This window comes from Silvania hatchlandensis (assembly GCF_025564065.1).
GTDB classification, from domain to species: domain Bacteria; phylum Pseudomonadota; class Gammaproteobacteria; order Enterobacterales; family Enterobacteriaceae; genus Enterobacter; species Enterobacter hatchlandensis.
On sequence record NZ_JAMGZK010000034.1, the window covers coordinates 22,033 to 43,850 of the forward strand.

22 protein-coding genes, 1 tRNA gene and 1 pseudogene are annotated in these 21,818 nt (G+C 52.8%); 13 read left to right on the forward strand and 11 right to left on the reverse strand.

The window, feature by feature from the left end:
* Positions 1-24: 24 nt before the first annotated feature.
* Positions 25-870: a glycerophosphodiester phosphodiesterase family protein gene (locus M8014_RS01420; RefSeq protein ID WP_271280786.1), complete on the reverse strand. Its 846-nt coding sequence runs from the start codon at positions 868-870 to the stop codon at positions 25-27.
* 159 nt (positions 871-1,029) lie between these two features.
* Between M8014_RS01420 and dinB the strand changes: the two genes are divergently transcribed.
* Positions 1,030-2,088 (forward strand): DNA polymerase IV, encoded by a 1,059-nt coding sequence (gene dinB, locus M8014_RS01425; RefSeq protein WP_271280863.1) that lies wholly within the window; start codon positions 1,030-1,032, stop codon positions 2,086-2,088.
* 94 nt (positions 2,089-2,182) lie between these two features.
* Here dinB and pepD read toward each other — a convergent pair whose 3' ends face one another.
* The gene (gene pepD / locus M8014_RS01430) at positions 2,183-3,640 is read right to left on the reverse strand and encodes a cytosol nonspecific dipeptidase (RefSeq protein ID WP_271280787.1); all 1,458 of its coding nucleotides are present in this window, start codon (positions 3,638-3,640) and stop codon (positions 2,183-2,185) included.
* A 260-nt stretch (positions 3,641-3,900) separates the two neighbouring features.
* Here pepD and gpt point away from each other — a divergent pair, with 260 nt between their 5' ends.
* The 3 genes from gpt to crl all read left to right on the forward strand — a co-directional run bounded on the left by gpt (position 3,901) and on the right by crl (position 6,160).
* Complete coding sequence (gene gpt / locus M8014_RS01435) at positions 3,901-4,359, forward strand: xanthine phosphoribosyltransferase (protein WP_271280788.1); 459 nt, start codon at positions 3,901-3,903, stop codon at positions 4,357-4,359.
* Between the two features lie 97 nt (positions 4,360-4,456).
* Positions 4,457-5,701: an esterase FrsA gene (frsA, locus tag M8014_RS01440; RefSeq protein WP_271280789.1), complete on the forward strand. Its 1,245-nt coding sequence runs from the start codon at positions 4,457-4,459 to the stop codon at positions 5,699-5,701.
* A gap of 57 nt (positions 5,702-5,758) precedes the next feature.
* Entirely contained in the window at positions 5,759-6,160 is a 402-nt protein-coding gene (crl, locus tag M8014_RS01445; protein WP_271280790.1) for a sigma factor-binding protein Crl, read from the forward strand.
* Positions 6,161-6,229: 69 nt separating this feature from the next.
* Here crl and phoE read toward each other — a convergent pair whose 3' ends face one another.
* Entirely contained in the window at positions 6,230-7,282 is a 1,053-nt protein-coding gene (gene phoE, locus M8014_RS01450; protein ID WP_271280791.1) for a phosphoporin PhoE, read from the reverse strand.
* Positions 7,283-7,584: 302 nt separating this feature from the next.
* Between phoE and proB the strand changes: the two genes are divergently transcribed.
* From proB to M8014_RS01470, 4 genes and pseudogenes are all read left to right on the forward strand, one after another.
* Positions 7,585-8,688, forward strand: a complete 1,104-nt coding sequence (gene proB / locus M8014_RS01455) for a glutamate 5-kinase (RefSeq protein ID WP_271280792.1) — start codon at positions 7,585-7,587, stop codon at positions 8,686-8,688.
* Positions 8,689-8,700: 12 nt separating this feature from the next.
* Positions 8,701-9,954 carry a glutamate-5-semialdehyde dehydrogenase gene (gene proA / locus M8014_RS01460; protein WP_271280793.1) on the forward strand — a complete coding sequence of 418 codons (1,254 nt, stop codon included), beginning with the start codon at positions 8,701-8,703 and terminating at the stop codon, positions 9,952-9,954.
* A 112-nt stretch (positions 9,955-10,066) separates the two neighbouring features.
* Positions 10,067-10,142, forward strand: a tRNA-Thr gene (locus M8014_RS01465).
* 164 nt (positions 10,143-10,306) lie between these two features.
* Positions 10,307-10,584, forward strand: a pseudogene (locus tag M8014_RS01470) (Arm DNA-binding domain-containing protein); the annotation flags it as partial.
* A gap of 19 nt (positions 10,585-10,603) precedes the next feature.
* Here the strand turns inward: M8014_RS01470 and M8014_RS01475 are convergent.
* Both M8014_RS01475 and M8014_RS01480 read right to left on the reverse strand, forming a co-directional pair.
* Positions 10,604-10,933 carry a helix-turn-helix domain-containing protein gene (locus tag M8014_RS01475; RefSeq protein ID WP_271280794.1) on the reverse strand — a complete coding sequence of 110 codons (330 nt, stop codon included), beginning with the start codon at positions 10,931-10,933 and terminating at the stop codon, positions 10,604-10,606.
* Positions 10,934-10,990: 57 nt separating this feature from the next.
* Positions 10,991-11,242, reverse strand: coding sequence for a YdgH/BhsA/McbA family protein (locus M8014_RS01480; RefSeq protein WP_271280795.1), 252 nt, complete (start codon positions 11,240-11,242; stop codon positions 10,991-10,993).
* 155 nt (positions 11,243-11,397) lie between these two features.
* On the opposite strand from M8014_RS01480, the gene M8014_RS01485 reads away from it, so the two are divergent.
* A complete protein-coding gene (locus M8014_RS01485; RefSeq protein ID WP_271280796.1) occupies positions 11,398-12,291 on the forward strand; it encodes a LysR family transcriptional regulator in 894 nt (297 codons plus the stop codon).
* Between the two features lie 34 nt (positions 12,292-12,325).
* Here M8014_RS01485 and M8014_RS01490 read toward each other — a convergent pair whose 3' ends face one another.
* From M8014_RS01490 to M8014_RS01500, 3 genes are all read right to left on the reverse strand, one after another.
* Positions 12,326-13,315 (reverse strand): aldo/keto reductase, encoded by a 990-nt coding sequence (locus M8014_RS01490; protein WP_271280797.1) that lies wholly within the window; start codon positions 13,313-13,315, stop codon positions 12,326-12,328.
* Positions 13,316-13,340: 25 nt separating this feature from the next.
* The gene (locus M8014_RS01495) at positions 13,341-14,192 is read right to left on the reverse strand and encodes an aldo/keto reductase (protein WP_271280798.1); all 852 of its coding nucleotides are present in this window, start codon (positions 14,190-14,192) and stop codon (positions 13,341-13,343) included.
* Positions 14,193-14,396: 204 nt separating this feature from the next.
* Positions 14,397-15,290: a LysR family transcriptional regulator gene (locus M8014_RS01500; RefSeq protein WP_271280799.1), complete on the reverse strand. Its 894-nt coding sequence runs from the start codon at positions 15,288-15,290 to the stop codon at positions 14,397-14,399.
* A 93-nt stretch (positions 15,291-15,383) separates the two neighbouring features.
* Between M8014_RS01500 and M8014_RS01505 the strand changes: the two genes are divergently transcribed.
* The 3 genes from M8014_RS01505 to M8014_RS01515 all read left to right on the forward strand — a co-directional run bounded on the left by M8014_RS01505 (position 15,384) and on the right by M8014_RS01515 (position 18,500).
* Positions 15,384-16,367 carry an aldo/keto reductase gene (locus tag M8014_RS01505; RefSeq protein ID WP_271280800.1) on the forward strand — a complete coding sequence of 328 codons (984 nt, stop codon included), beginning with the start codon at positions 15,384-15,386 and terminating at the stop codon, positions 16,365-16,367.
* Between the two features lie 62 nt (positions 16,368-16,429).
* Complete coding sequence (locus M8014_RS01510; RefSeq protein ID WP_271280801.1) at positions 16,430-17,638, forward strand: MFS transporter; 1,209 nt, start codon at positions 16,430-16,432, stop codon at positions 17,636-17,638.
* Between the two features lie 259 nt (positions 17,639-17,897).
* Complete coding sequence (locus M8014_RS01515; RefSeq protein WP_271280802.1) at positions 17,898-18,500, forward strand: site-specific integrase; 603 nt, start codon at positions 17,898-17,900, stop codon at positions 18,498-18,500.
* 191 nt (positions 18,501-18,691) lie between these two features.
* On the opposite strand, the gene M8014_RS01520 is transcribed toward M8014_RS01515, so the two are convergent.
* Positions 18,692-19,657 (reverse strand): NAD(P)H-dependent flavin oxidoreductase, encoded by a 966-nt coding sequence (locus M8014_RS01520; RefSeq protein WP_271280803.1) that lies wholly within the window; start codon positions 19,655-19,657, stop codon positions 18,692-18,694.
* A gap of 90 nt (positions 19,658-19,747) precedes the next feature.
* On the opposite strand from M8014_RS01520, the gene M8014_RS01525 reads away from it, so the two are divergent.
* A complete protein-coding gene (locus M8014_RS01525) occupies positions 19,748-20,629 on the forward strand; it encodes a LysR family transcriptional regulator (protein WP_271280804.1) in 882 nt (293 codons plus the stop codon).
* Between the two features lie 123 nt (positions 20,630-20,752).
* On the opposite strand, the gene M8014_RS01530 is transcribed toward M8014_RS01525, so the two are convergent.
* Entirely contained in the window at positions 20,753-21,199 is a 447-nt protein-coding gene (locus M8014_RS01530; protein WP_112348985.1) for a GNAT family N-acetyltransferase, read from the reverse strand.
* An 85-nt stretch (positions 21,200-21,284) separates the two neighbouring features.
* On the reverse strand, positions 21,285-21,737 hold the full coding sequence (locus tag M8014_RS01535; protein ID WP_271280805.1) for a GNAT family N-acetyltransferase: 453 nt from the start codon (positions 21,735-21,737) through the stop codon (positions 21,285-21,287).
* Positions 21,738-21,818: the final 81 nt, after the last annotated feature.

Consider the following 21,818-nt stretch of genomic DNA (forward strand, 5'->3'; position numbering starts at 1 on the left):
ACAGGCCGCTAAAGCGGCCTTTTTTTACTTCTGCCACGCTTTGGCCTGGGTGGGTGAGTCCACCATCACCCCATCGGCCCCTAGGGTTTGTGCTTTCTGGTAATCCTCGGCGGAATTGACGCCAAGCAGGATCACATGGGCATTACCCTGGGAGCGGAAACAGTCCATCGCCTCTTTGTCCCACGTCAGGGTTGCCGGGGAGATACCCTCGCCGAGGGTGAACTTTTCCACCACTTCCACTTTGCGGTTCAGCTCCAGCCCGTACCAGTAAGCGTCCATTTGCTTTGCCGGGGTCTGACACACGTGATTCAGCGAGATATTCGCCAGCCGGGTGCGTGTTTCACTGCGGGTCACAAAGCGCGGCACCTCGGCAGGCAGCGCATCCAGATAGCGATCTTCCGTTGAGTAGACGCGAACGCGCGTCAGGCTGTTGGTCTCTTTAAGCACGTTTTGCAGCTGCTTGCCCATCTCTGACGGGTCTGCGTCGGGTGATTTAATATCAATGTAGAAAGAGACGTCAGGCCAGCGTTCAAGCACCGCTTTCAGGGTGGGGATTGTCGTCCCGGCCATTTTCACTTTCCCTTTCGCCCCGGCATCAAATGTCGCCAGTTCGGCCTGGGTGTACTGAGAAACCTTTCCTTGCGCCGTGGTCAACGCACTCAAGTCGCTGGGACGATACAACACGGGCACGCCATCACGGCTGAGCTGCACGGTTATCCAGATGGCTTGCGCCTGGTTCTCCAGCGCCAGCGTGATGGCCGGAAGCGTATTCTCTGGTGCATCGGCCGTTCCGCCACGGTGAGCGATAATTTGCGGGCTGGCCCATGCGGTGCTGGAGAGAAGAAGTGAAGCGATAATCATCTTTTTCATGAATGTTTTTCCATTTTAAATCATGTAACTAAATGAATTATAAGTGGTTAGTGGCTTGTTTTTGTAACACGCTTTGATGACAGAAGTGAGACGGTAAAACTGCTGACGCATTTTTTGTACTTTGTTATACTGTGGATAATTACAGGTGTGGTGAAGATGATGCGCAAGATAATCCATGTTGATATGGACTGTTTTTTTGCGGCGGTGGAGATGCGTGATAATCCGGCGCTGCGGGATATTCCGATTGCCATTGGCGGGAGCCGCGTAAAGCGCGGGGTGATCAGCACTGCAAACTATCCGGCACGCAAATTTGGCGTGCGCAGCGCCATGCCCACCGCGATGGCGCTCAAGCTCTGCCCGCATCTCACCTTATTGCCCGGCCGCTTTGAGGCGTACAAAGAAGCCTCCCATCACATTCGCGACATCTTCTCCCGCTATACCTCCCTGATTGAACCTCTGTCGCTGGACGAAGCCTATCTCGACGTTACCGACAGCCTGCACTGCCACGGCTCCGCCACGCTGATGGCGCAGGAGATCCGCCAGACCATTGCCCGGGAGCTCAACCTCACCGCCTCGGCGGGCATCGCACCGGTCAAGTTTCTGGCCAAGATCGCTTCGGATCTCAACAAGCCTGACGGCCAGTACGTCATCACCCCTGATGAGGTTCCGGCATTTATAAAAACGCTCTCTCTTGGCAAAATTCCCGGCGTCGGCAAAGTGTCTGCGGCAAAGCTCGAGAGCATGGGCCTGCGCACCTGCGAAGACGTGCAAAACAGCGATCTGGCGATGCTGCTTAAGCGCTTTGGCAAGTTTGGTCGGGTGCTGTGGGAGCGCAGCCAGGGGATTGATGAGCGTGGGGTCAATAACGAGCGGCTGCGTAAATCGGTGGGCGTAGAACGCACGCTGGCCGAGGACATTCATGACTGGGCGGATTGCGAAACGATTATTATCGAACAGCTTTACCCTGAGCTGGAACGGCGACTGGCCAAGGTCAAACCGGATCTGCTGATCGCCCGTCAGGGCGTCAAACTCAAGTTCAACGACTTCCAGCAAACCACCCAGGAACACGTCTGGCCGCGACTGAATAAAGAGGATTTAATTGCGACGGCGAGAAAAGCGTGGGAAGAGCGGCGGGCAGGGCGGGGAGTTCGTCTGGTGGGGCTACACGTCACGCTGCTGGATCCGCAGCTGGAGCGCCAGCTTGTATTAGGGCTGTAAAAAAGCCCGGTGGCGTTAACGCATACCGGGCCTACAAATACCGCTTAACCTGTTGGCCCGGCAAACGCAGCGCCGCCGGGCCACAGACGGCGGGTTACTTCACCGGAATAGCTTTCAGCAGCTCGGTCAGCAGGGTCCAGTAATGGCCCACGCTTTCGATATGCACCTGTTCATCCGGGGAGTGCGGACCTGTAATGGTTGGCCCGATAGACACCATGTCCATCTCCGGGTACGGCTTCTTGAACAGACCGCATTCCAGACCGGCGTGGATCACCTGAATGTTCGGCGTGCTGTTGAACAGACGCTGATAGGTTTCACGTACCAGCGCCATCACCGGCGAGGTCGCGTCCGGCTGCCAGCCCGGGTAGCTGCCCTTGGCGGAAGTTTTCGCGCCAGACAGTTTGCCCAGTGATTCCAGCATGCTCACCACGTACTCTTTGCCGCTGTCGATCAGGGAGCGGATCAGGCAGATGATCTCTGCGCTGTCGTCACCCATGGTCACGACGCCGACGTTCAGGGAAGTTTCTACCACGCCTTTCGCCACATCAGAGTTGCGGATCACGCCGTTTGGCGTGGCGTTCAGCAGCTGAACAAAGCGGTCGCGGGACTGTTCAGTCAGCGCGGCTTTATCCGTGGTGACCGCTTCAAGAACCACGTTCAGGTTCTTCTCTTTCGCTTCCAGCTCGTTTTTCAGGATCTCCAGATAAACGGCAGACAGGCTTTTCAGCGCATCGACTTTATCTGCCGCAACCGCCACGGTAGCAAAGGCTTCACGCGGGATCGCGTTACGCAGCGTACCGCCGTTGAAGTCCACCAGACGCAGATCCAGCTCAGCAGCATGACCGGCCAGGAAGCGGGCCAGCAGCTTGTTAGCATTGCCCAGACCTAAGTGAATATCACCGCCGGAGTGACCACCTTTTAGCCCTTTCAGCGTCAGCTTATAGGTCTGGAAACCGGCCGGGATCGCTTCGCGGGTCAGCGGCAGGGTGGAGATAAAGTCGATCCCGCCGGCGCAACCCATGTAGATTTCGCCTTCCTCTTCGGAATCGGTATTGATCAGGATGTCAGCCTGCAGCCAGTTCGCCTGCAGACCAAACGCGCCATCCATACCCGCTTCTTCGGTCATGGTCAGCAGCACTTCCAGCGGACCGTGCTCAACGCGATCATCCGCCAGCACCGCCAGCGCAGAGGCCATCCCGATGCCGTTGTCGGCGCCCAGTGTGGTGCCGCGGGCTTTGATCCACTCACCGTCGATGTACGGCTGAATCGGATCTTTAGTGAAGTCGTGGACAGTGTCGTTGTTCTTCTGTGGAACCATGTCCAGGTGCGCCTGCAGCACAACCGATTTACGGTTTTCCATGCCTGCGGTAGCAGGTTTACGGATCAGAATATTGCCAACCTGGTCACGCTCGGCATGCAGGCCCTTTTCCTTCGCCCAGCCCATAATGTGTTCGGCAAGCTGTTCTTCGTGATAAGACGGGTGAGGGATGGAGCAGATCTTGGCAAAAATATCCCACAGCGGCTGTGGCGATAGTTGAGACAGTTCAGACACAGTAAGTCTCCTTGTCGATGCCCTGCAGACAGTGTTGCAGGTCACGGGGTTAGCGGGTTTAGAGTCACCACAAGTCAGACTTGCGAGGTAGGGTTGAGAATACCACTTTCTCTGGCGGCTGGTAGGGGTAAGCAAGTAAAAACTCTGCGCTGAACCGCTTAGCACTGGTTTTTAGTGCTTCAGATCTCTATAATCTCGCGCAACCATTTTCCCCCTCGAACACTTTTTAAGCCGTAAATAAACAGGCTGGGATATTTCACATGAGCGAAAAATACATCGTCACCTGGGACATGTTGCAGATTCACGCACGCAAGCTGGCAAGCCGTCTGATGCCTTCTGAACAGTGGAAAGGCATCATTGCCGTTAGCCGTGGCGGTCTGGTACCGGGCGCATTACTGGCACGCGAGCTGGGTATTCGTCATGTCGATACCGTGTGCATCTCCAGCTATGACCACGACAACCAGCGCGAGCTGAAAGTGCTGAAACGCGCAGAAGGCGACGGCGAAGGTTTCATCGTGATTGATGACCTGGTCGATACCGGTGGCACTGCGGTGGCAATCCGTGAAATGTACCCAAAAGCGCATTTCGTCACCATCTTCGCTAAGCCTGCTGGTCAGCCGCTGGTGGATGATTATGTGATTGATATCCCGCAGGATACCTGGATTGAACAGCCGTGGGATATGGGCGTGGTCTTCGTACCGCCAATCTCTGGTCGCTAATCCTCACATTTTTAACGCCCGGCACCGCCGGGCGTTATTGTTTTCGTCCCTGCCGCGTTACAATAGCCTCCTCTGACGTATCTATAGAGGCAGCGCAATGACCCAGGCGAATCTCAGCGAAATTCTGTTTAAACCCAAATTCAAGCACCCGGAAACCTCGACGCTGGTTCGTCGTTTCAATCCTGGCGTCCCGCCTGCAGTGCAATCCACGCTTGATGGAAAAAACATCCCGCACTGGTACCGCATGGTCAACCGCCTGATGTGGATCTGGCGCGGTATCGATCCCCGTGAAATTCTGGATGTGCAGGCGCGTATCGTCATGAGCGACGCCGGGCGCACCGATGAAGGGCTCTACGACACGGTCGTGGGCTATCGCGGCGGCAACTGGATTTACGAGTGGGCCACGCAGGCGATGGTCTGGCAGCAGAAAGCCAGTCAGGAGCCGGATCCCCTGTTGAGCGGTAAGCACTGGCTGCACGCCTCCAATCTCTACAGCATCGCCGCCTATCCGCACCTGAAAGGTGACGAACTGGCTGAGCAGGCGCAGGCGCTGGCGAATCGCGCCTACCAGGAAGCGGCCCAGCACCTGCCTGGCCGGATGCGCGAAATCAGCTTTACCATTCCAGGCGGCCCGGCGGTCACCGGCTTCCTGCATATGCCCAATGGCGACGGCCCGTTCCCGACGGTGATGATGTGTGGCGGCCTCGATTCCCTGCAAATCGATTATTACAGCCTGTATGAGCGCTACTTCGCACCGAAGGGGATGGCGATGTTGACCCTCGACATGCCCTCGATCGGCTTCTCGTCGAAGTGGAAGCTGACGCAGGATTCCAGCTTACTCCATCAACATGCCCTCAAGGCACTGGAACAAAACCCGTGGGTGGATCACACCCGGGTGGCGGCGTTTGGCTTCCGCTTTGGTGCCAATGTGGCGGTGCGTCTGGCGTATCTGGAGTCGTCGCGGCTGAAAGCGGTGGCGTGTCTGGGGCCGGTAGTACATGCATTATTAAGCGACCCCGTTCGCCAGGGCAGCGTTCCGGAAATGTACCTCGACGTGCTGGCCAGCCGTCTGGGGATGCACGATGCCTCAGACGAGGCGCTGCGCGTGGAGCTTAATCGCTATTCGCTGAAGACTCAGGGCCTGCTGGGCCGACGCTGCCCGACGCCGATGCTGTCTGGCTTCTGGAAAAACGATCCGTTCAGCCCGGAACAAGAATCCCGTTTAATCACGTCGTCATCTGTCGATGGCAAGCTACTGGAAGTGCCGTTCAGTCCGGTATATGAGAATTTTGACAAGGCATTGAAGCAGATCACACGTTGGATCCATCAGAGATTGTGTTAGAAGATTGCTAATTTTTGGTGGTTTGGTAAAACAGTGGCTTCACAAAAGGAGATCGCAATGACGTTACCGAGTGGACATCCGAAAAGTAGAATGATCAAGAAGTTTATGGCTCTTGGCCCCTACATCCGTGAAGAACAGTGCGAAGAGACGCGCTTTTTTTTCGATTGCCTGGCCGTTTGCGTTAATGTGAAACCCGCCCCGGAGAGCCGGGAGTTCTGGGGATGGTGGATGGAAATGGAAGCGGAAAAATCACGCTTCACCTACAGCTACCAGTTTGGCTTGTTCAATAAAGAGGGCCACTGGCAGGCAACGACCATTAAAGATCCTGAAGTGTTACAGCGTCTTGAGCATACCCTGCGCGAATTCCACGAAAAAGCCCGCGTTCTGCTGGCGAGCTTCGAGCTCAAGCTGGAGCCTGCAGATGATTTCACCAACCAACCGGTGAAGCTGAAGGCGTAACCTTTGCCATAAGCGACAGACATAAAAAAACCCGGCGCACAGGCAGCCGGGTTTTTTATTACGCGAGTATCAGAACTGGTAGGTCATGCCCACAGCCACGATATCATCGCTGCTTACGCCCAGCGCATTATCGTCATCAATCTGGTTGATTTTATAATCCACGAACGCAGACATGTTTTTGTTGAAATAGTAAGTCGCGCCGACATCAATATATTTCACCAGGTCTTCCGCGCCAATTCCTTCAATATCCTTGCCTTTAGACTGGACATAACCCAGGGACGGACGCAGACCAAAGTCAAACTGATATTGCGCAACCACTTCGAAGTTTTGCGCTTTATTGGCGAAGCCACCTGAAATTGGCGTCATATTACGCGTTTCGGTATACATTGCTGCCAGATAAATATCGTTAGCGTCATATTTCAGACCGGTGCCCCAGGCTTCGGCTTTATCGCCCTGGCCACGCGCCAGCAGGTTCTGAGCATTGGTACGGTCAGAGTTGGTGTACGCGCCGCTGATAGCAAAGTCGCTGCCGCCAAAGTCATAGGTCAGAGAGGTGCCGACGCCGTCGCCGTTCTGTTTCTTGGCTTCGCGGCCTTCGTTTTTGCCCTGATATTGCAGGGTCATATCCAGACCGTCGATAGCACCGAAGAAGTCGGAGTTACGGTACGTTGCCAGCCCGCTTGAGCGTTTGGTCATAAAGTTGTCAGTCTGCCCGGAGGAGTCGCCCCCGAATTCCGGGAACATATCGGTCCAGGCTTCAACGTCGTACAGGGCACCGAGGTTACGACCGTAGTCGAAGGAACCGAAGTCCTTCAGCTTAATACCGGCAAAGGCCAGACGAGTTTTCTGCGTTGCATCGCTTTCGGCTTTGTTGCCAGAGAATTCTGCTTCCCAGCGACCATAACCGGTCAGCTGATCGTTAATCTGGGTTTCGCCCTTAAAGCCGAAACGGACGTATGTCTGGTCGCCATCTTTGGCGTTGTCATCACTGAGGTAATGCATAGCTTTCACTTTACCGTACACGTCCAGCTTATTTCCGTTCTTATTAAAAACTTCAGCTGCCTGTACAGATGCGGAAGAAACGACGCCCATTACCATCAATGCCAGAAGACTCTTTTTCATTTTCAATCCTGATATTTAAAAACGCGCTAAAATTCGCTGAACAGTAAGCTCATGCTTTTGTTCCGTGAAAAAACAGGAAGGGTTGTAACTTTTTGCAATGAAAGTTTTATGACAATCTCAGAATTATTTTAAATATCTGTGTTTATTTATTTCAGTAATAAAACTGTCAACTTCTGCCGCTACGCTTGCTGATCGCGCGCAACAAAGTGTTTCGCTTTGTGCGAAGGCGGTTGGCAACGGGCGCCAGTCCTGATAAAAAGTCTGATTGATATCATTTCCCTATAGTTAAACGGCAGAGAATCATGAGTGACAGCCAGACGCTGGTGGTAAAACTCGGTACCAGTGTGTTAACAGGCGGATCGCGCCGCCTTAATCGCGCCCACATTGTCGAGCTGGTGCGCCAGTGCGCACAGCTGCATGCCGCAGGGCATCGTATTGTGATTGTCACCTCCGGGGCGATTGCCGCCGGACGTGAGCACCTGGGTTACCCCGAACTCCCGGCCACCATCGCCTCCAAACAGCTGCTGGCGGCCGTTGGCCAAAGCCGCCTGATTCAACTCTGGGAACAGATGTTCTCCATCTACGGCATTCATGTCGGGCAGATGCTGCTGACCCGCGCCGATATGGAAGACAGAGAGCGCTTCCTCAACGCTCGCGACACCCTGCGCGCGCTGCTGGATAACAACATCGTGCCGGTCATCAACGAAAACGACGCAGTCGCTACCGCAGAAATTAAAGTCGGTGATAACGACAACCTCTCGGCGCTGGCCGCAATTCTGGCAGGTGCCGATAAACTGCTGCTGCTGACCGATCAGCAGGGGCTGTTTACTGCCGATCCGCGCACTAACCCGCAGGCTGAACTGATTCAGGACGTACACGGCATCGACGATGCCCTGCGCGCCATTGCGGGCGACAGCGTCTCCGGTCTGGGCACCGGCGGGATGGGTACCAAGCTGCAGGCTGCCGACGTCGCCTGCCGCGCCGGGATCGACACTATCATCGCCGCAGGCAGCCGCCCGGGCGTGATTGGCGACGTGATGGAAGGCATTTCGGTCGGGACCCGTTTCCACGCCGAAGCCACCCCGCTGGAAAACCGCAAACGCTGGATTTTCGGCGCACCGCCTGCGGGCGAGATCACCGTTGATGAAGGCGCCACCGCCGCAATTCTGGAAAGAGGCAGCTCATTGCTTCCTAAAGGGATTAAAAACGTGACAGGCAACTTCTCACGTGGTGAAGTGATCCGCATCTGCAGTCTGGAAGGGCGCGACATTGCCCACGGCGTCTGCCGCTACAACAGCGACGCGCTGCGCCGCATTGCAGGCCACCATTCACAGCAGATCGACGCCATTCTCGGCTACGAGTATGGCCCGGTTGCCGTCCATCGCGACGATATGATTATTCGCTAAAGGAGCCAGAAAATGCTGGAACAAATGGGCGCAGCCGCCAAAGCCGCCTCGTACAAACTGGCGCTCCTTTCCAGCCGCGAGAAAAACCGCGTGCTGGAGAAAATCGCAGAGTATTTAGAAGCGCAATCCGCTGAGATTTTACGTGCCAACGAGCAGGACTTAGCCGAAGCGCGTGAAAACGGCCTGAGCGAGGCGATGCTCGACCGCCTGGCGCTGAACCCGGCACGGCTGAAAAGCATCGCCGACGACGTGCGCCAGGTGTGCAGCCTGGCCGACCCGGTTGGGCAGGTGATCGATGGCGGATTGCTGGACAGCGGCCTGCGCATCGAACGTCGCCGCGTGCCGCTTGGGGTGATCGGCGTAATCTATGAAGCGCGTCCGAATGTGACCGTGGATGTGGCTTCTCTGTGCCTGAAAACCGGCAACGCCGCTATTCTGCGCGGCGGGAAAGAGACCTGGCGCACCAACGCGGCCACGGTGAAAGTGATCCAGCAGGCGCTGGAAGAGTGCGGCTTGCCAGCCGGTGCGGTGCAGGCGATCGAAAGCCCGGATCGTGCGCTGGTCAACGAAATGCTGCGGATGGATAAGTACATCGACATGCTGATCCCACGCGGCGGGGCAGGGCTGCATAAGCTGTGCCGCGAGCAGTCAACGATCCCGGTGATCACCGGCGGTATCGGCGTGTGCCATATATTTGTTGATGAAACTGCCGAGTTTGACCCGGCCCTGAAGATCATCGTCAATGCCAAAACCCAGCGCCCAAGCACCTGCAACACGGTAGAGACGTTGCTGGTGCATCAGCGTATTGCCGACACCTTCCTGCCTGCACTCAGCAAGCAGATGGCCGAGCGTGGCGTCACTCTGCATGCAGATGAAAATGCGCTGGCGCAGCTGCAGTCCGGCCCGGCAAACGTGGTGCCGGTAAAAGTGGAACAGTACGGCGACGAGTTCCTGTCGCTGGATCTGAACGTGAAGATCGTCAGCGATCTGGACGACGCGATCGCCCATATCCGCGAGCACGGCACCCAGCACTCGGATGCAATCCTCACCCGCACGCTGAGCAACGCGAACCGTTTTGTGAACGAAGTGGATTCTTCTGCCGTTTACGTGAATGCCTCCACCCGCTTCACCGACGGCGGCCAGTTTGGCCTGGGTGCAGAAGTGGCGGTCAGCACCCAGAAGCTGCACGCGCGCGGCCCGATGGGGCTGGAAGCGTTGACCACCTACAAGTGGGTCGGCTTCGGCGATGATACGATTCGTGCGTAAATAAAAAAGGGGTGATGCAAAAACAGGCACTTGATTCATAAGGCCATTGACGCATCACCCACTTAGTTTTAACCTTTTTCCCCGTGGTTACATTCGTAACCGGCCTCTCAGGGCCGATATAGCTCAGTTGGTAGAGCAGCGCATTCGTAATGCGAAGGTCGTAGGTTCGACTCCTATTATCGGCACCATTCTAACGTATCTAAGTTTACTCAAGTTCACTGAAACCCCTTATAAGCTGAGCTTTTCCGCCCCTTTAGTATTTTCTACGTCTAATAAAGATCCCTGAAATCTATAGTCGTTTGGGGGTACTTATGGGGGTATTAGCTGTTCGGTCTGAAGGAGGTACCCCCAAGTGAAACTTAACGCCCGGCATGTGGACGCCGCCAAGGCTAAAGAGAAGGCTTACAAGCTGGCTGATGGTGGTGGTCTGTATCTCTTGATCAAACCTAATGGTGGCAAATACTGGCGGCTCAAATATCTTGTAGCCTGCAAAGATAATCTGTTGGCGCTAGATGTATACCCTGTAGTCACTGTGGCCGATGCTCGGTCAAAACGTGAAGAAGCGAAAAGAGGTCTCGATCCGATTGAAGTAAACGAGCGGAGCTGATTGCTCAAGAGACTCAGTTAAACCCGTGGCGATTCAGACCCTTCACCGCTTACCATTGCGATATCTTAACGGCGGCAGTTGATAATGACTGGAAAACACGCGGGTGAACGTCTGTTGAGAGTCAAATCCATACTTACACGCGATGTCCATTATCGATTCATTGGTCTCAATAAGATCCTTTGCGGCAAGTCTCAGTTTTTTATCTCTGATGTATTTCCCCAGACTGACCTCTTTTACCTGAAAAAAAAGCCGCTGAAGATGCCACTTAGAGTAGCCCGCCCTGGCTGCAACATCCTCAATCCTCAGCGGTTTATGCAAGTTTGAATCAATCCATAACGTTATCTCGTCGATGATGCCTTCTGTTCTTAACATAAATTGACGCTCATTATGAAAGGGTTACGACATCATCCCGGACAGGACAATAACGGTTTATTTATAGATTTCTGCCACGCCATGCAGGCGATTCTTGCCAGTAGCCGACACTATTTTGTAGGTACTGGCCCCTTGTTCATCGGCCTTGCGAGAAAGGGCATTCGATAACTCATTCAGCGTATAAGCATTGCTGGCAGAGACCACGCCGATCTTCTCTTTGCCATCGGTCTGGGTAATGTGAACGGCCGCAGATGCGGCATTCATCGTCATGAACCCCATGAAAAGGAGCGTTGCGCGTGTTGCTTTCATGTTGTTTACCTCTTTAACTCAATATCAGCATCAGGTTGTTATTGCCATGGATGTTTCGCCATGACCTTATCTGGCACTATACCGATCCGGGCTGTCAGCAGACTGACGGCGATATGACAGCCATGTCAGTAACGGCGCTAAAAAGGAAACAGCCCATGCTTAAAGAAAACTTCAATGAACTGCAGATCTTCCTTGTGGTCGCCAGGGAGCGAAGTTTTACCAAGGCGGCAGGCAAGCTCGGGGTGTCCCAGTCGGCGCTGAGCCACGCGATGAAAGCGCTGGAAGAACGCTTAAACATCCGTCTTTTGACCCGCACGACCCGCAGCGTTGCCCCCACAGAAGCGGGCGAGAGAATCATTGCCTGCCTTGAACCACGCTTTGCCGATCTCGAGCAGGAGCTGACATCGCTGGTGCAACTGAATGGCACCGCCTCCGGTAATATCCGTTTATCGGCGGGCGAGCATGCCGCGCGGAGTCTGGTCTGGCCAAAGCTAAAACCCTTTCTCAGGCAATATCCGCAAATCAATGTCGAACTGGTGGTCGATAACGGCTTTGTCGATATTGTTGAGGGGCGTTTTGATGCCGGGATCAGACTGGGTGAAAGCGTTAATAAGGATATGGTTGCCGTCAGGATTGGGCCGGATATGCGGATGGCGGTGGTGGGATCGCCAGACTATTTTGCCATCAACCCGGTTCCTGAAACGCCGCACGACCTGCAGTACCATCGGTGTATCAATATGCGCCTGCCGACAGCCGGTGGTCTGTATCACTGGGAGTTCGAGAGGGAAGGGAAGCCGCTACGTGTCAGGGTTGAAGGGCAGGTAACCTTTAATCTGCTGGCAGAAAGAATTGATGCGGTGTTATCGGGTTTTGGTGTCGCCTGTGTTCCAGAGGACAGGGTTGAGGAATATATCCATTCAGGCGAGCTTATTCAGGTTCTGCAGGACTGGTGTCCGTCGTTCCCCGGGTACTACCTCTATTACCCCAGCCGCAAGCAGCATCCTCCCGCGTTTGCGCTGATGATCGATGCGCTGCGGTATTCAGAATAGCGGGCCCACAATACGCCGCGGGCCCGCTTGTGGATTAACGCCCTACGCGCGCCTGATGCTCTGGCGAATAGCGCTCGCCAACGATTTTTACCGTTTCAAGCGCCTGGGTAACCTGAAGCAAATCCTCCTGAGACAGGAGAATCTCAGCGGCACCCAGGTTTTCCTCCAGCCGGTGCAGTTTGGTGGTGCCCGGGATAGGCACAATCCAGGGTTTTTGCGCCAGCAGCCATGCCAGCGCGATTTGTGCCGACGTCACCCCTTTCTCAGCGGCCAGCTCACTCAATAACGCCACCAGCTTTTCATTGACTTCAATGGCCTCAGCGGCGAAACGCGGTACCGTGCTGCGGTAATCATCTTTGCCAAAGGTGGTGCCAGACGTAATCGATCCGGTGAGGAAGCCTTTGCCCAGCGGGCTGAAGGGCACAAATCCAATGCCCAGCTCTTCCAGCAGCGGCAGGATCTCTTGTTCAGGCTCGCGCCACCACATGGAATATTCGCTCTGCAGGGCAGTCACCGGTTGGACGGCATGCGCGCGACGAAGGGTCTGGGCGCCCGCTTCGGAAAGACCGAAATGCTTAACCTTACCTTCCGCAATCAGGTCTTTCACCGTTCCGGCAACATCTTCTATCGGCACATTGGGATCGACGCGGTGCTGATACAGCAGATCAATGACGTCTGTTTTGAGGCGGCGTAACGATCCCTCAACGGCCTCGCGGATATGCTCCGGACGGCTGTTCAGAATCTGCTGCTTGTTGTCCGCACCGAAGGTAAAACCAAATTTGGTGGCAATAACCACGCGATCGCGAAACGGTTTTAACGCATCACCGACAACCTCTTCATTCAGAAATGGGCCATACACTTCGGCGGTGTCAAAGAAGGTCACACCACGTTCAACCGCTCCACGAATAAGTTCGACAGCCTGGCGGGTGTCTGTTGCCGGGCCGTAGCCGTGGCTGAGCCCCATGCAACCGAGCCCGAGGGCCGACACTTCAAGCCCGGATTTACCCAAATAACGTTTTTGCATGTCATACGTTCCTTTTTGCCGTGGCTTAGACGTCGAGTTTGCGGCCTGCCAGCCATTCAACGCGTGCCGGATCGCGATGGGAGAAGAAGGCGCTGGTTGCGGTATCTATCGCGGTAATCTGTAGCATATCTTCTGCACTGAGCTCGAAATCGAGGATATTGATATTCTCTTGCATGCGTTCTATACGCACTGATTTTGCCAGCGAAACGATGCCGCGCTGGAAGATCCACCGCAGAACAACCTGGCCCACGCTTTTGCCGTATTTCTCACCGATGGCGGTTAGTTCAGGATGCTGGAACAGCCCGTTTTTACCTTCTGCAAAGGGTGCCCAGGCTTCCGGCTGAATGCCGCGGCTTTTCATCCACGGCACGGCATGCAGCTGCTGATTGAAGGGATTTACTTCAATCTGGTTAACCGCAGGGGTCTCTTTGTTGAAGGCGATAAGATCGGCCAGTCTGTCCGGATGGAAATTGCTGACGCCAATCGCGCGAATCTTGCCAGCCTGTTGCAGCTCTTCCATGGCACGCCAGGCACCGTGGACATCGCCGTAGGGCTGGTGGATCAGATACAGGTCAACATAGTCCAGCTGCAGTCGGTTCAGGGAACGTTCGAACTGCGCTTTCGCACCGTCGTAGCTCGTGTCCTGCAGCCACAGCTTGGTGGTCACAAAGAGTTCATGACGTGCAATCCCGCTCTGTTTCAGCGCGTTCCCGACCTGGGTTTCGTTCATATAGGACGCCGCCGTATCAATCAGGCGATATCCCGTGTCGATAGCATCGATGACGGCGCGCTCGCACTCGGCGGCATCCGTCATCTGAAAGACACCAAAGCCCAGCAGGGGCATGTCGAGACCGTTGTTCAGTTTTACCGTTTGCATGACGTTACCCTTCAGTTGTTGTGTCGATAAAGGATAACGCAGAGTGATTTAGTTGATTAGAGGGGGTAATTCGCTAGGGTTTATTAGGTGGATTCATTAATTTGAGGGGGCTGAAGGACGGCTTCGTGCCAGGTGCGGACATTACCTGCTTCGCTTAACCTCATCTGTCATTCAGAGAAGCCATTGTAAGTAATGATAAAATGCTCATGGCATCGTCAGTTGATTTTTATATTCATCAAATACTGTAATTAAATGGTCTGCGATTGCTCTGACTCGTCTTGAACCCGCCAGGTCTGAATGCATCACCAGCCATAGAGGCTGGTCCACACCGATATCAGGATTAACGCAACGCAGACCATTTTTCATTGCCATAAAGTGTGGCAAAACCCCCAGCCCCAGGCCTTCTGAAACTGCGGATAACTGTGCCATGAGTGTGTTTGCTTCCACCCGGCATGGCCTGCCGCGCAGCATCCGTGTTACCCATCGCGCAGCAGGAAGGTGCTGGTGCGTCTCAGACCACCCCACATACTGAGCATTACTCAGCGATAAACCAGCGGGCGTACCTTTCAAATTTTCGATATACGTTTTTGCACCGTATAAACCAAAACCTACGGTTCCCAGACGCTTTAATGTCAGATTACCGGCGTCAGGCTTGACCATGCGAATCGCTATATCGGCATCTCTGCGATGCAGATTGACTGACTGTATACCGCTCAGCACTTCCACACGCAGGTCGGGATATTTTTCTAAAAGCCCTTTCATCGAAGGCAGAATAAAGTGTGTTGCCAGATTGTCCGATGTTGCCAGCCGGACAAGCCCGGTAACATTACCCTGCAGTTTCGCCATCTCACCGAAAGCAAGTCCCGCATATTCAAATGCTTCAGCACGCTCCAGCAGGGCTTCACCATCATCCGTCAGCCGGTACCCGCTCTGGTGCCTGCTGAAAAGCGGTACTGCCAGTGATTTTTCAAGCCGGTCCAGCTTTCTGGAAATCGTTGCAATGCCCATATTCATTGCTTCTGCTGCGCCACTCAGCGTACCCGCGCGGGCGATCGCCAGGAAAACCCGCGTATCGTCCCAGTTGAAATCTGACTTCATGTTTTTTCCGGTTATGGAAAACGGCTCTCCGTTTTCAGGTCTGTTTTATCATTTTGAACAGTATGATACTGCAGCTCTCACAAGGAGATAAATATGCAAACTCGTAATCTGACGTCATCCCTCAACGTATCTGCAATCGGCCTGGGCTGTATGGGTATGAGTGAGTTTTATGGTCCACGCGACGATGAAACATCAATGGCGGTGCTGGATAAGGCTTTAACGCTGGGTATTAATTTCCTGGACACATCTGATACCTATGGACCCTGGCATAACGAGGAATTAATCGGAAAATTTATTAAGACACGTAAACCCGCGCTGAAGCTGGCAACAAAGTTTGGCATTGTGCGCCAGCCCGGCGAATACAAAAGAAGTTTAAGTAATTCACCAGACTATGCGCGCAAAAGTTGCGACGCTTCTCTTAAACGCCTGGGCGTGGATCATATTGACCTCTACTACGTACACCGCATTGATAACAAAACGCCCGTAGAAGATACGATGTCTGGACTGGCGAAGCTGGTGCAGGAAGGAAAAATTGGGCACATCGGTTTATGCGAGGTGAGTGCTGATACGCTCAGGCGTGCTCATGCAATCCATCCCGTGTCAGCAGTACAGACCGAGTATTCCCTCTGGAGTCGTGAAGCAGAGGTTAGTGTACTCCCGCTGTGTAAGGCTCTGGGCGTCGGGTTCGTGGCTTATTCGCCACTGGGCCGTGGCTTTCTGACGGGCAGATTTCAGCATGAACCGGTTCCGGGAAAGGAAGATTTCCGCAGCACGCTTCCCCGCTTCCAGCCGAAGAATCTTGCCATAAACCACTCCCTGGTTGATCTTATAAAAGCTCTGGCAGTTAACAAAGACTGTAATCCTTCACAGATAGCGCTGGCCTGGTTACTTGCTCAGGGCGAAAACATTGTGCCGATACCCGGCACATGCAATCTCAACCATCTGAGTGAAAACGCCGGCGCACTGGATGTTCATCTCAGCTGCGCTGAACTGAAAGCGCTGCGTGCCGCCGTATCCGCCATTCCCGTTGTCGGAGAACGATACACGCCAGAAGGAATGAAAGGCGTGGGTGTCTGAACCCGGCCGGCCCAAAAGCTTCGCCCAGACTTCTCCCGGTATATTTTAAGAGTATTGATTACATGAACGACACCGTTTTAAACGCAAGCCCGGTGCCTGCTCGCGCTTGGGTAGCTGTAGCAGCGCTCGGTATAAGTGCATTTTCGATTGTGACCAGCGAACTTGCGCCTGTCGGCATGCTCAGCATGCTAGCAAAGGACCTGAACCAGACTGAATCGGGCACGGGCCTTGTCGTGACTGCATACGGCTGGGTTGCGGCTCTGGCAGCGCTTCTGTCTGGATTGATACCAGTGAAGATTTCACGTAAGTCTTTATTAGTGACTCTTATGGTGGTTCTTGCTCTGTCCTGTATGGCGGCGACGCAGTCTCACTCGATGACCCTATTTATGAGTGCACGTATGGCAGGAGCTTTGGCACATGGTGCTTTCTGGGCTTTGATTGGAGCAGTGGCTTCACAGCTTGTTCCGGCTGAAAAACTTGGGTTGGCCACCTCAGTCATTTTTGGCGGTGTTTCGGCTGCCAGCGTTCTGGGTGTGCCGCTGTCCAGTTTTATTGCGGATATGGCCGGATGGCGCAGTGCGTTTACTGCGATTTCTCTGCTATCACTTGCCGCCGCCTGTGCTCTATTCTGGACGCTCCCCACACTGTCTGTGACACAACCACTGAGGCTGCGTGTTTATTACGGGATAATCAAAAATCCGGTGCTCCTTTCCCTCTATGGTGCCACTGCCTGCATTATTTCGGCTCATTTTGCGGCATTCACTTACCTCCAGCCACTGCTGACGAAGGCTCAGGAAGTACCGACGGCTTCCATTTCTGGTCTACTGCTGATGTCCGGGCTCTCCGGTCTGGCAGGAAATATCATTGCCGGAAAGCTGATCGACCGTCATATCAAAGGGCTGATTTTCACTTCACTGCTCCTGAGTGCAGCAGCGCTCGGCATGCTTGGTATGAAGAGCGCCGCACCACTGACTTTCTGGATCACAGGCATACTGCTCGCAGTTTGGGGCATGGGTATCGCCATTGTATTCGTTGGGTTGCAGACATGGTTGCTCCGTAGCGCCGGGGATGCCGTACAACCGGCGTCCGCCATTTACGTTGCAATTTTTAACGCAGCCATCGGCACCGGTGCGCTTGCGGGAGGCCAGGTGTTAGCCGTAAAAGGTCTTCAGGGCATGACCGTACTTGCAGCGGGCGTCATTGTATGCAGCATAGCTCTTGTAGCAATGCTGAAAAGCCCCACGAATAAGCTCAGGCCTGAAAGGTCGTAACCGAATTCAAAAGACGCATTAACCGGAAGTAATAAAATGAAGGGGCATGTCAGAAGAGGCGTTCCCTTATTTTATAAGGTAGATTTTATCAGAAACAGAATACGTCCAGTTCGTTAAAGAGTATTAGCCCGCAGGATGAGACCTATCCGAAGCTACAACTCCTGAGGGTTTATTTAATCGCTTTAGAATCGCCAACTTCCGCTTTTCGCTCATGAGGGACAATCATACTTAAATCTCCTACATTGCGGGAGGTTTGAGCATGAACACGTCACCGTGGAACAAAAATCGTATCATCGGACAAAAAAGACCGCTTCAGATATCTCATATCTGGGGGATTCGAATCAGACTTGAACTGGAAGGCAAAACGCGCGATCTAGCCCTGTTCAACATGGCTTTAGACAGTAAACTTCGGGACTGTGATTTGGTAAAACTCAAAGTATCAGATGTTGCATATGGCAGTTCTGTTTCGAGTAGAGCAACGGTGTTACAACAGAAAACCGGTAGCCCCGTCCAATTTGAGATAACCAAAGTGACAAGAGAAGCAGTGGCAGCGCTAATAAAGCTGAGCAATCTGCACAGTAAAGACTACTTGTTCCAATCTCGGGTCGGTTCTTGCCAGCACATTTCAACCCGGCAATACAACCGTATTTTTCATGGATGGGTAGAAAAGCTTGGTCTCGAAGATTCGCTGTACAGCACACATTCCATGAGAAGAACAAAACCTTACCTGATATACCAGAAGACCAAGAATCTCCGGGTGATCCAACTTCTGTTGGGTCATAAGAAACTGGAAAGCACAGTGCGTTATCTCGGCATTGAAGTCGATGATGCGTTAGAGATCTCTGAGTCGATTGAAGTCTAAAGTTGTCAGGGCTGCAACAGCAGCCCTGTGCCAGGAACGGACGAAGGATTCCCTTCTGGGCAGCTAAGCTCCACAGAAGGGCAGAAGACAGGCTATTTCATCAATGAAATAGCGACCTTTTCGCAGAGAATGGCTTATTTGATCTGAACAGATTTGCGGCATGATTCAGGTCAAGAGAGCCTTAAGAGATATCAAAGAGAAATTTGTAAATCTTGCATAAGATCTGAAACGATTTCTGCGGCCGGACGGACTGATTTGATTACTGAAATACCTGTACCCGTTGACACGACGCCTTGATCAAAATTTCCGAGCCTCATGGCCTGCCACAAAGAGTGGTATCCGTTCATTGCCTTAAACATGGTTTCACGATCGGTGCCCTGCGCTTCTAATTCCTCTAGTTTCGGACTTAAATCAGTGGGTAAGGTGCGATAATAAGCAGGCTGGGTTCGGAAAAGCAGTAAATCTTCTGCGCTCGACTCTACAATCAGGCGTTTGACTTTCTCATCGGCAGGATTTTCAAGCGCAGTCAAAAACAGACTGCCGGCAAATACACCTTCCGCCCCTAACGCCATTGCTGCACGTACACCGCGCACGTCACCTATACCCCCGGCAGCAATAACTGGAATTTTCACACAGTCCACAATCATTGGCACGATGCTGAATGTACCAATCACACGGGTTGGTACAGTTCCACCTTCGTCAAAACCTGTTGCAATAATGATGTCGGCCCCTAATTTCTCGGCCTCTTTTGAATTAGCGACGGTGGGCGTCAGAGCGCGGTAAAGCGTTTTTATGCGGTTGCGTTTGAAGAAATCATATATTTCGGCGTCCAGCACTTCGTTGATAAGCACCACCTCCACGCCTTCCTCAACGAACATTTCCGCTGTTGGACGCCAGAAGCTCATATCAGGCCCGTTAATTAACGTTACGGCAAAAGGGTTTTCCGTCAGATTTTTGACTTTTCTGATCTCCTGGCGCATGCGGTCCAGGGCCGTATAACGCGAGTCCGGCAAGCTGTCTTGTCCAGCGTGCGGCCCCAGCGTGCCCAGACCACCGGCGTTTGAAACGGCAGAGACGAGTTCAGCATTGGTCAGAAAATACAGAGGGGCCTGAATAAGCGGATAGCGGATATGTAAGAGTTCAGTGACGCGGTTCATTTTTCAATCCTGATGCAAATAAGATGGGTAAAATTTTATCCTTTGCAAAATGGAATGGAATCACCATAAATAAACACATGATACCCAATTATGGAAAGAAAAGTGGATTTCAACGCAACGAAGCTGTTCATCTCGGTGGTTAATGCAGGAAGTTTTTCAGCGGCGAGCGAAAGGTTGGGTGTGCCGATCTCAACCCTGAGTCGAAAAATTAATGAACTTGAGCAGGCGTTGAATGTGCAGCTCCTGGATCGCTCAAGACAGGGGGTTAAGCCAACCTATAAAGGAAAACAGTTCTATGAAGAGGCTCGCCTGGGGGTCGAGTTACTGGAGGACGCACAAAAATCGGTCACCTCAGCCCACAAGTTACAGGGTAAGCTCCGTCTGTCTGTGCCGCCTAATTTCTCGCTCTGGTGGGATTTATTGCTTGAATTTCAGCAGCGTTATCCCGACATCCATGTATTTTGTCATTCGAGCGAGAGAGTCGTTGATTTGTTCGAGGATGGCATCGACGTTGCCCTAAGAATGGGTAGCCTGAATACGGACGATGTGATTGTAAAAACCGTTATGGACGTGGAAATCGTATTTGTGGCAAGTCCGAAATTATTAGCGCGTTACGGCACACCAGAGACGCTGACTGAAATGGCCCGGCTGCCCATTGCCGCCTGGGAAACACTGAATCATGGCTTTTTTGAATGGGAGTCTGGCGTAGAAAAAGTTAAATACGAGCCGTTTTTCTCCACCAATAATTTACAGGGATTAATACATTATGCGCTGAGCGGTATGGGCGTTGCACAGCTGATGGATTTCTCAGCCAGGCCCTGGCTGGAAAGCGGTGAGCTGGTACAGCTGTTGCCCGGCGTCGCCAGACAATCCATGCCGTTGAACCTTGTCTATGCCCGTCGAAAGCATCCCTCAGCGCTCGTGCGGGCTTATCTGGATTTTTGCGCTGAATGGGTGGAAAAGCTCAAATAGTCCCGCAACAACAAGGGGCGTTTATCGCTCATAGCCTACATTTTCCAACTTAGTGGGCTGTTTAGTGCCAAGAGCAGACGTTGGTCACATCATTGCCCATCAATCAATTGACAGTTATTAACTTTATATATCTGTAAGATATAGACGGTGGGTAACTTTATCGACATCTACTAGCGGAATAAAGCCAGCACGTTCATAGAAGATGAATGCTGATTGAGGCGCGTTAGTGTTGATAAAATCAAACCAGCGGCCAGAACCCTCCAGTATTGCCCTGAGCAAAGCAATGGCAACTTGCCTTCTTCTCCATTCAATTCCTACATAGAGATGACGGAGTCGTCCAGTCCGAACTGAAGGCGTGTAGGGGTCTTGGTTTAATCCACACACGCCAATGAGTAGCCCGTCGGCATAAAAACCTAACAGGTTCTCACCTGCCTTATCAAAGCGGTTTTGCCCGTTCAGCCAGTTTTCTTCCAGTCTGTGTAGCATGTTAAATCCAGCAGCCATGCTCTCTGCTTTTAACGCAAAAAAGCCTTTGTTATCCGGGGTAATGCTCTCGATAAGAATATTCATGAGTAGTCCCTTTGCATTTAAAGTATTAAGTATCCCGAATAGCTGACTGTGCGCCAGGAGCGGCAGTTAGATCCGATAAATGCAATCAGTACAATGACTTTGAGAAACAGACGGCTTCTTCTCTGCCTATGTATGGGCCATAATTATCAATACGAACATATCCATTTTTCTCGTAAAAATTGACAGCCTGGAGGTTGATATGTCGGGTTTCCAGCTTAAGTTCTCGATATCCCATTTGCTTTGCAGAGGTTTCCAGAAAAGTAAGTAATGCACTACCCACGCCTGGCTCGCTTCGGTCCGAAAACATTCTTTTAAGCTCAGCTATGTTTTGTGTTAATGGGCGGATTGCACCGCATCCTATCGCGTCGCCATGTGCATTTTTTGCCAATACCCATAATGCTTTGTCATTGTTCATAGTTTCAACGGTGAAGTTGGTTTTGCCATTCTCGCCAGTAATAGCGGCAAGTTCAGCTGACAGCATTTCGATTAAGCGATGGGATTCTGAAGAAAATGGATCTGATTTCTCTACTGTTATCATGGTTATATCCTGTAAAGGGAGTTTAACCAGAATAAAGTATGCTGCCTGAAAAAACACCATATTGGAACAGATAATGGGACA

Bases quoted from the DNA above. Each gene is read 5' to 3' on its own strand.
- M8014_RS01420 (WP_271280786.1), bottom strand. From the start codon at position 870: ATGAAAAAGATGATTATCGCTTCACTTCTTCTCTCCAGCACCGCATGG.
- dinB (WP_271280863.1), top strand. From the start codon at position 1,030: ATGCGCAAGATAATCCATGTTGATATGGACTGTTTTTTTGCGGCGGTG.
- gpt (WP_271280788.1), top strand. From the start codon at position 3,901: ATGAGCGAAAAATACATCGTCACCTGGGACATGTTGCAGATTCACGCA.
- frsA (WP_271280789.1), top strand. From the start codon at position 4,457: ATGACCCAGGCGAATCTCAGCGAAATTCTGTTTAAACCCAAATTCAAG.
- crl (WP_271280790.1), top strand. From the start codon at position 5,759: ATGACGTTACCGAGTGGACATCCGAAAAGTAGAATGATCAAGAAGTTT.
- phoE (WP_271280791.1), bottom strand. From the start codon at position 7,282: ATGAAAAAGAGTCTTCTGGCATTGATGGTAATGGGCGTCGTTTCTTCC.
- proB (WP_271280792.1), top strand. From the start codon at position 7,585: ATGAGTGACAGCCAGACGCTGGTGGTAAAACTCGGTACCAGTGTGTTA.
- proA (WP_271280793.1), top strand. From the start codon at position 8,701: ATGCTGGAACAAATGGGCGCAGCCGCCAAAGCCGCCTCGTACAAACTG.
- M8014_RS01475 (WP_271280794.1), bottom strand. From the start codon at position 10,933: ATGTTAAGAACAGAAGGCATCATCGACGAGATAACGTTATGGATTGAT.
- M8014_RS01480 (WP_271280795.1), bottom strand. From the start codon at position 11,242: ATGAAAGCAACACGCGCAACGCTCCTTTTCATGGGGTTCATGACGATG.
- M8014_RS01485 (WP_271280796.1), top strand. From the start codon at position 11,398: ATGCTTAAAGAAAACTTCAATGAACTGCAGATCTTCCTTGTGGTCGCC.
- M8014_RS01490 (WP_271280797.1), bottom strand. From the start codon at position 13,315: ATGCAAAAACGTTATTTGGGTAAATCCGGGCTTGAAGTGTCGGCCCTC.
- M8014_RS01495 (WP_271280798.1), bottom strand. From the start codon at position 14,192: ATGCAAACGGTAAAACTGAACAACGGTCTCGACATGCCCCTGCTGGGC.
- M8014_RS01500 (WP_271280799.1), bottom strand. From the start codon at position 15,290: ATGAAGTCAGATTTCAACTGGGACGATACGCGGGTTTTCCTGGCGATC.
- M8014_RS01505 (WP_271280800.1), top strand. From the start codon at position 15,384: ATGCAAACTCGTAATCTGACGTCATCCCTCAACGTATCTGCAATCGGC.
- M8014_RS01510 (WP_271280801.1), top strand. From the start codon at position 16,430: ATGAACGACACCGTTTTAAACGCAAGCCCGGTGCCTGCTCGCGCTTGG.
- M8014_RS01515 (WP_271280802.1), top strand. From the start codon at position 17,898: ATGAACACGTCACCGTGGAACAAAAATCGTATCATCGGACAAAAAAGA.
- M8014_RS01520 (WP_271280803.1), bottom strand. From the start codon at position 19,657: ATGAACCGCGTCACTGAACTCTTACATATCCGCTATCCGCTTATTCAG.
- M8014_RS01525 (WP_271280804.1), top strand. From the start codon at position 19,748: ATGGAAAGAAAAGTGGATTTCAACGCAACGAAGCTGTTCATCTCGGTG.
- M8014_RS01530 (WP_112348985.1), bottom strand. From the start codon at position 21,199: ATGAATATTCTTATCGAGAGCATTACCCCGGATAACAAAGGCTTTTTT.
- M8014_RS01535 (WP_271280805.1), bottom strand. From the start codon at position 21,737: ATGATAACAGTAGAGAAATCAGATCCATTTTCTTCAGAATCCCATCGC.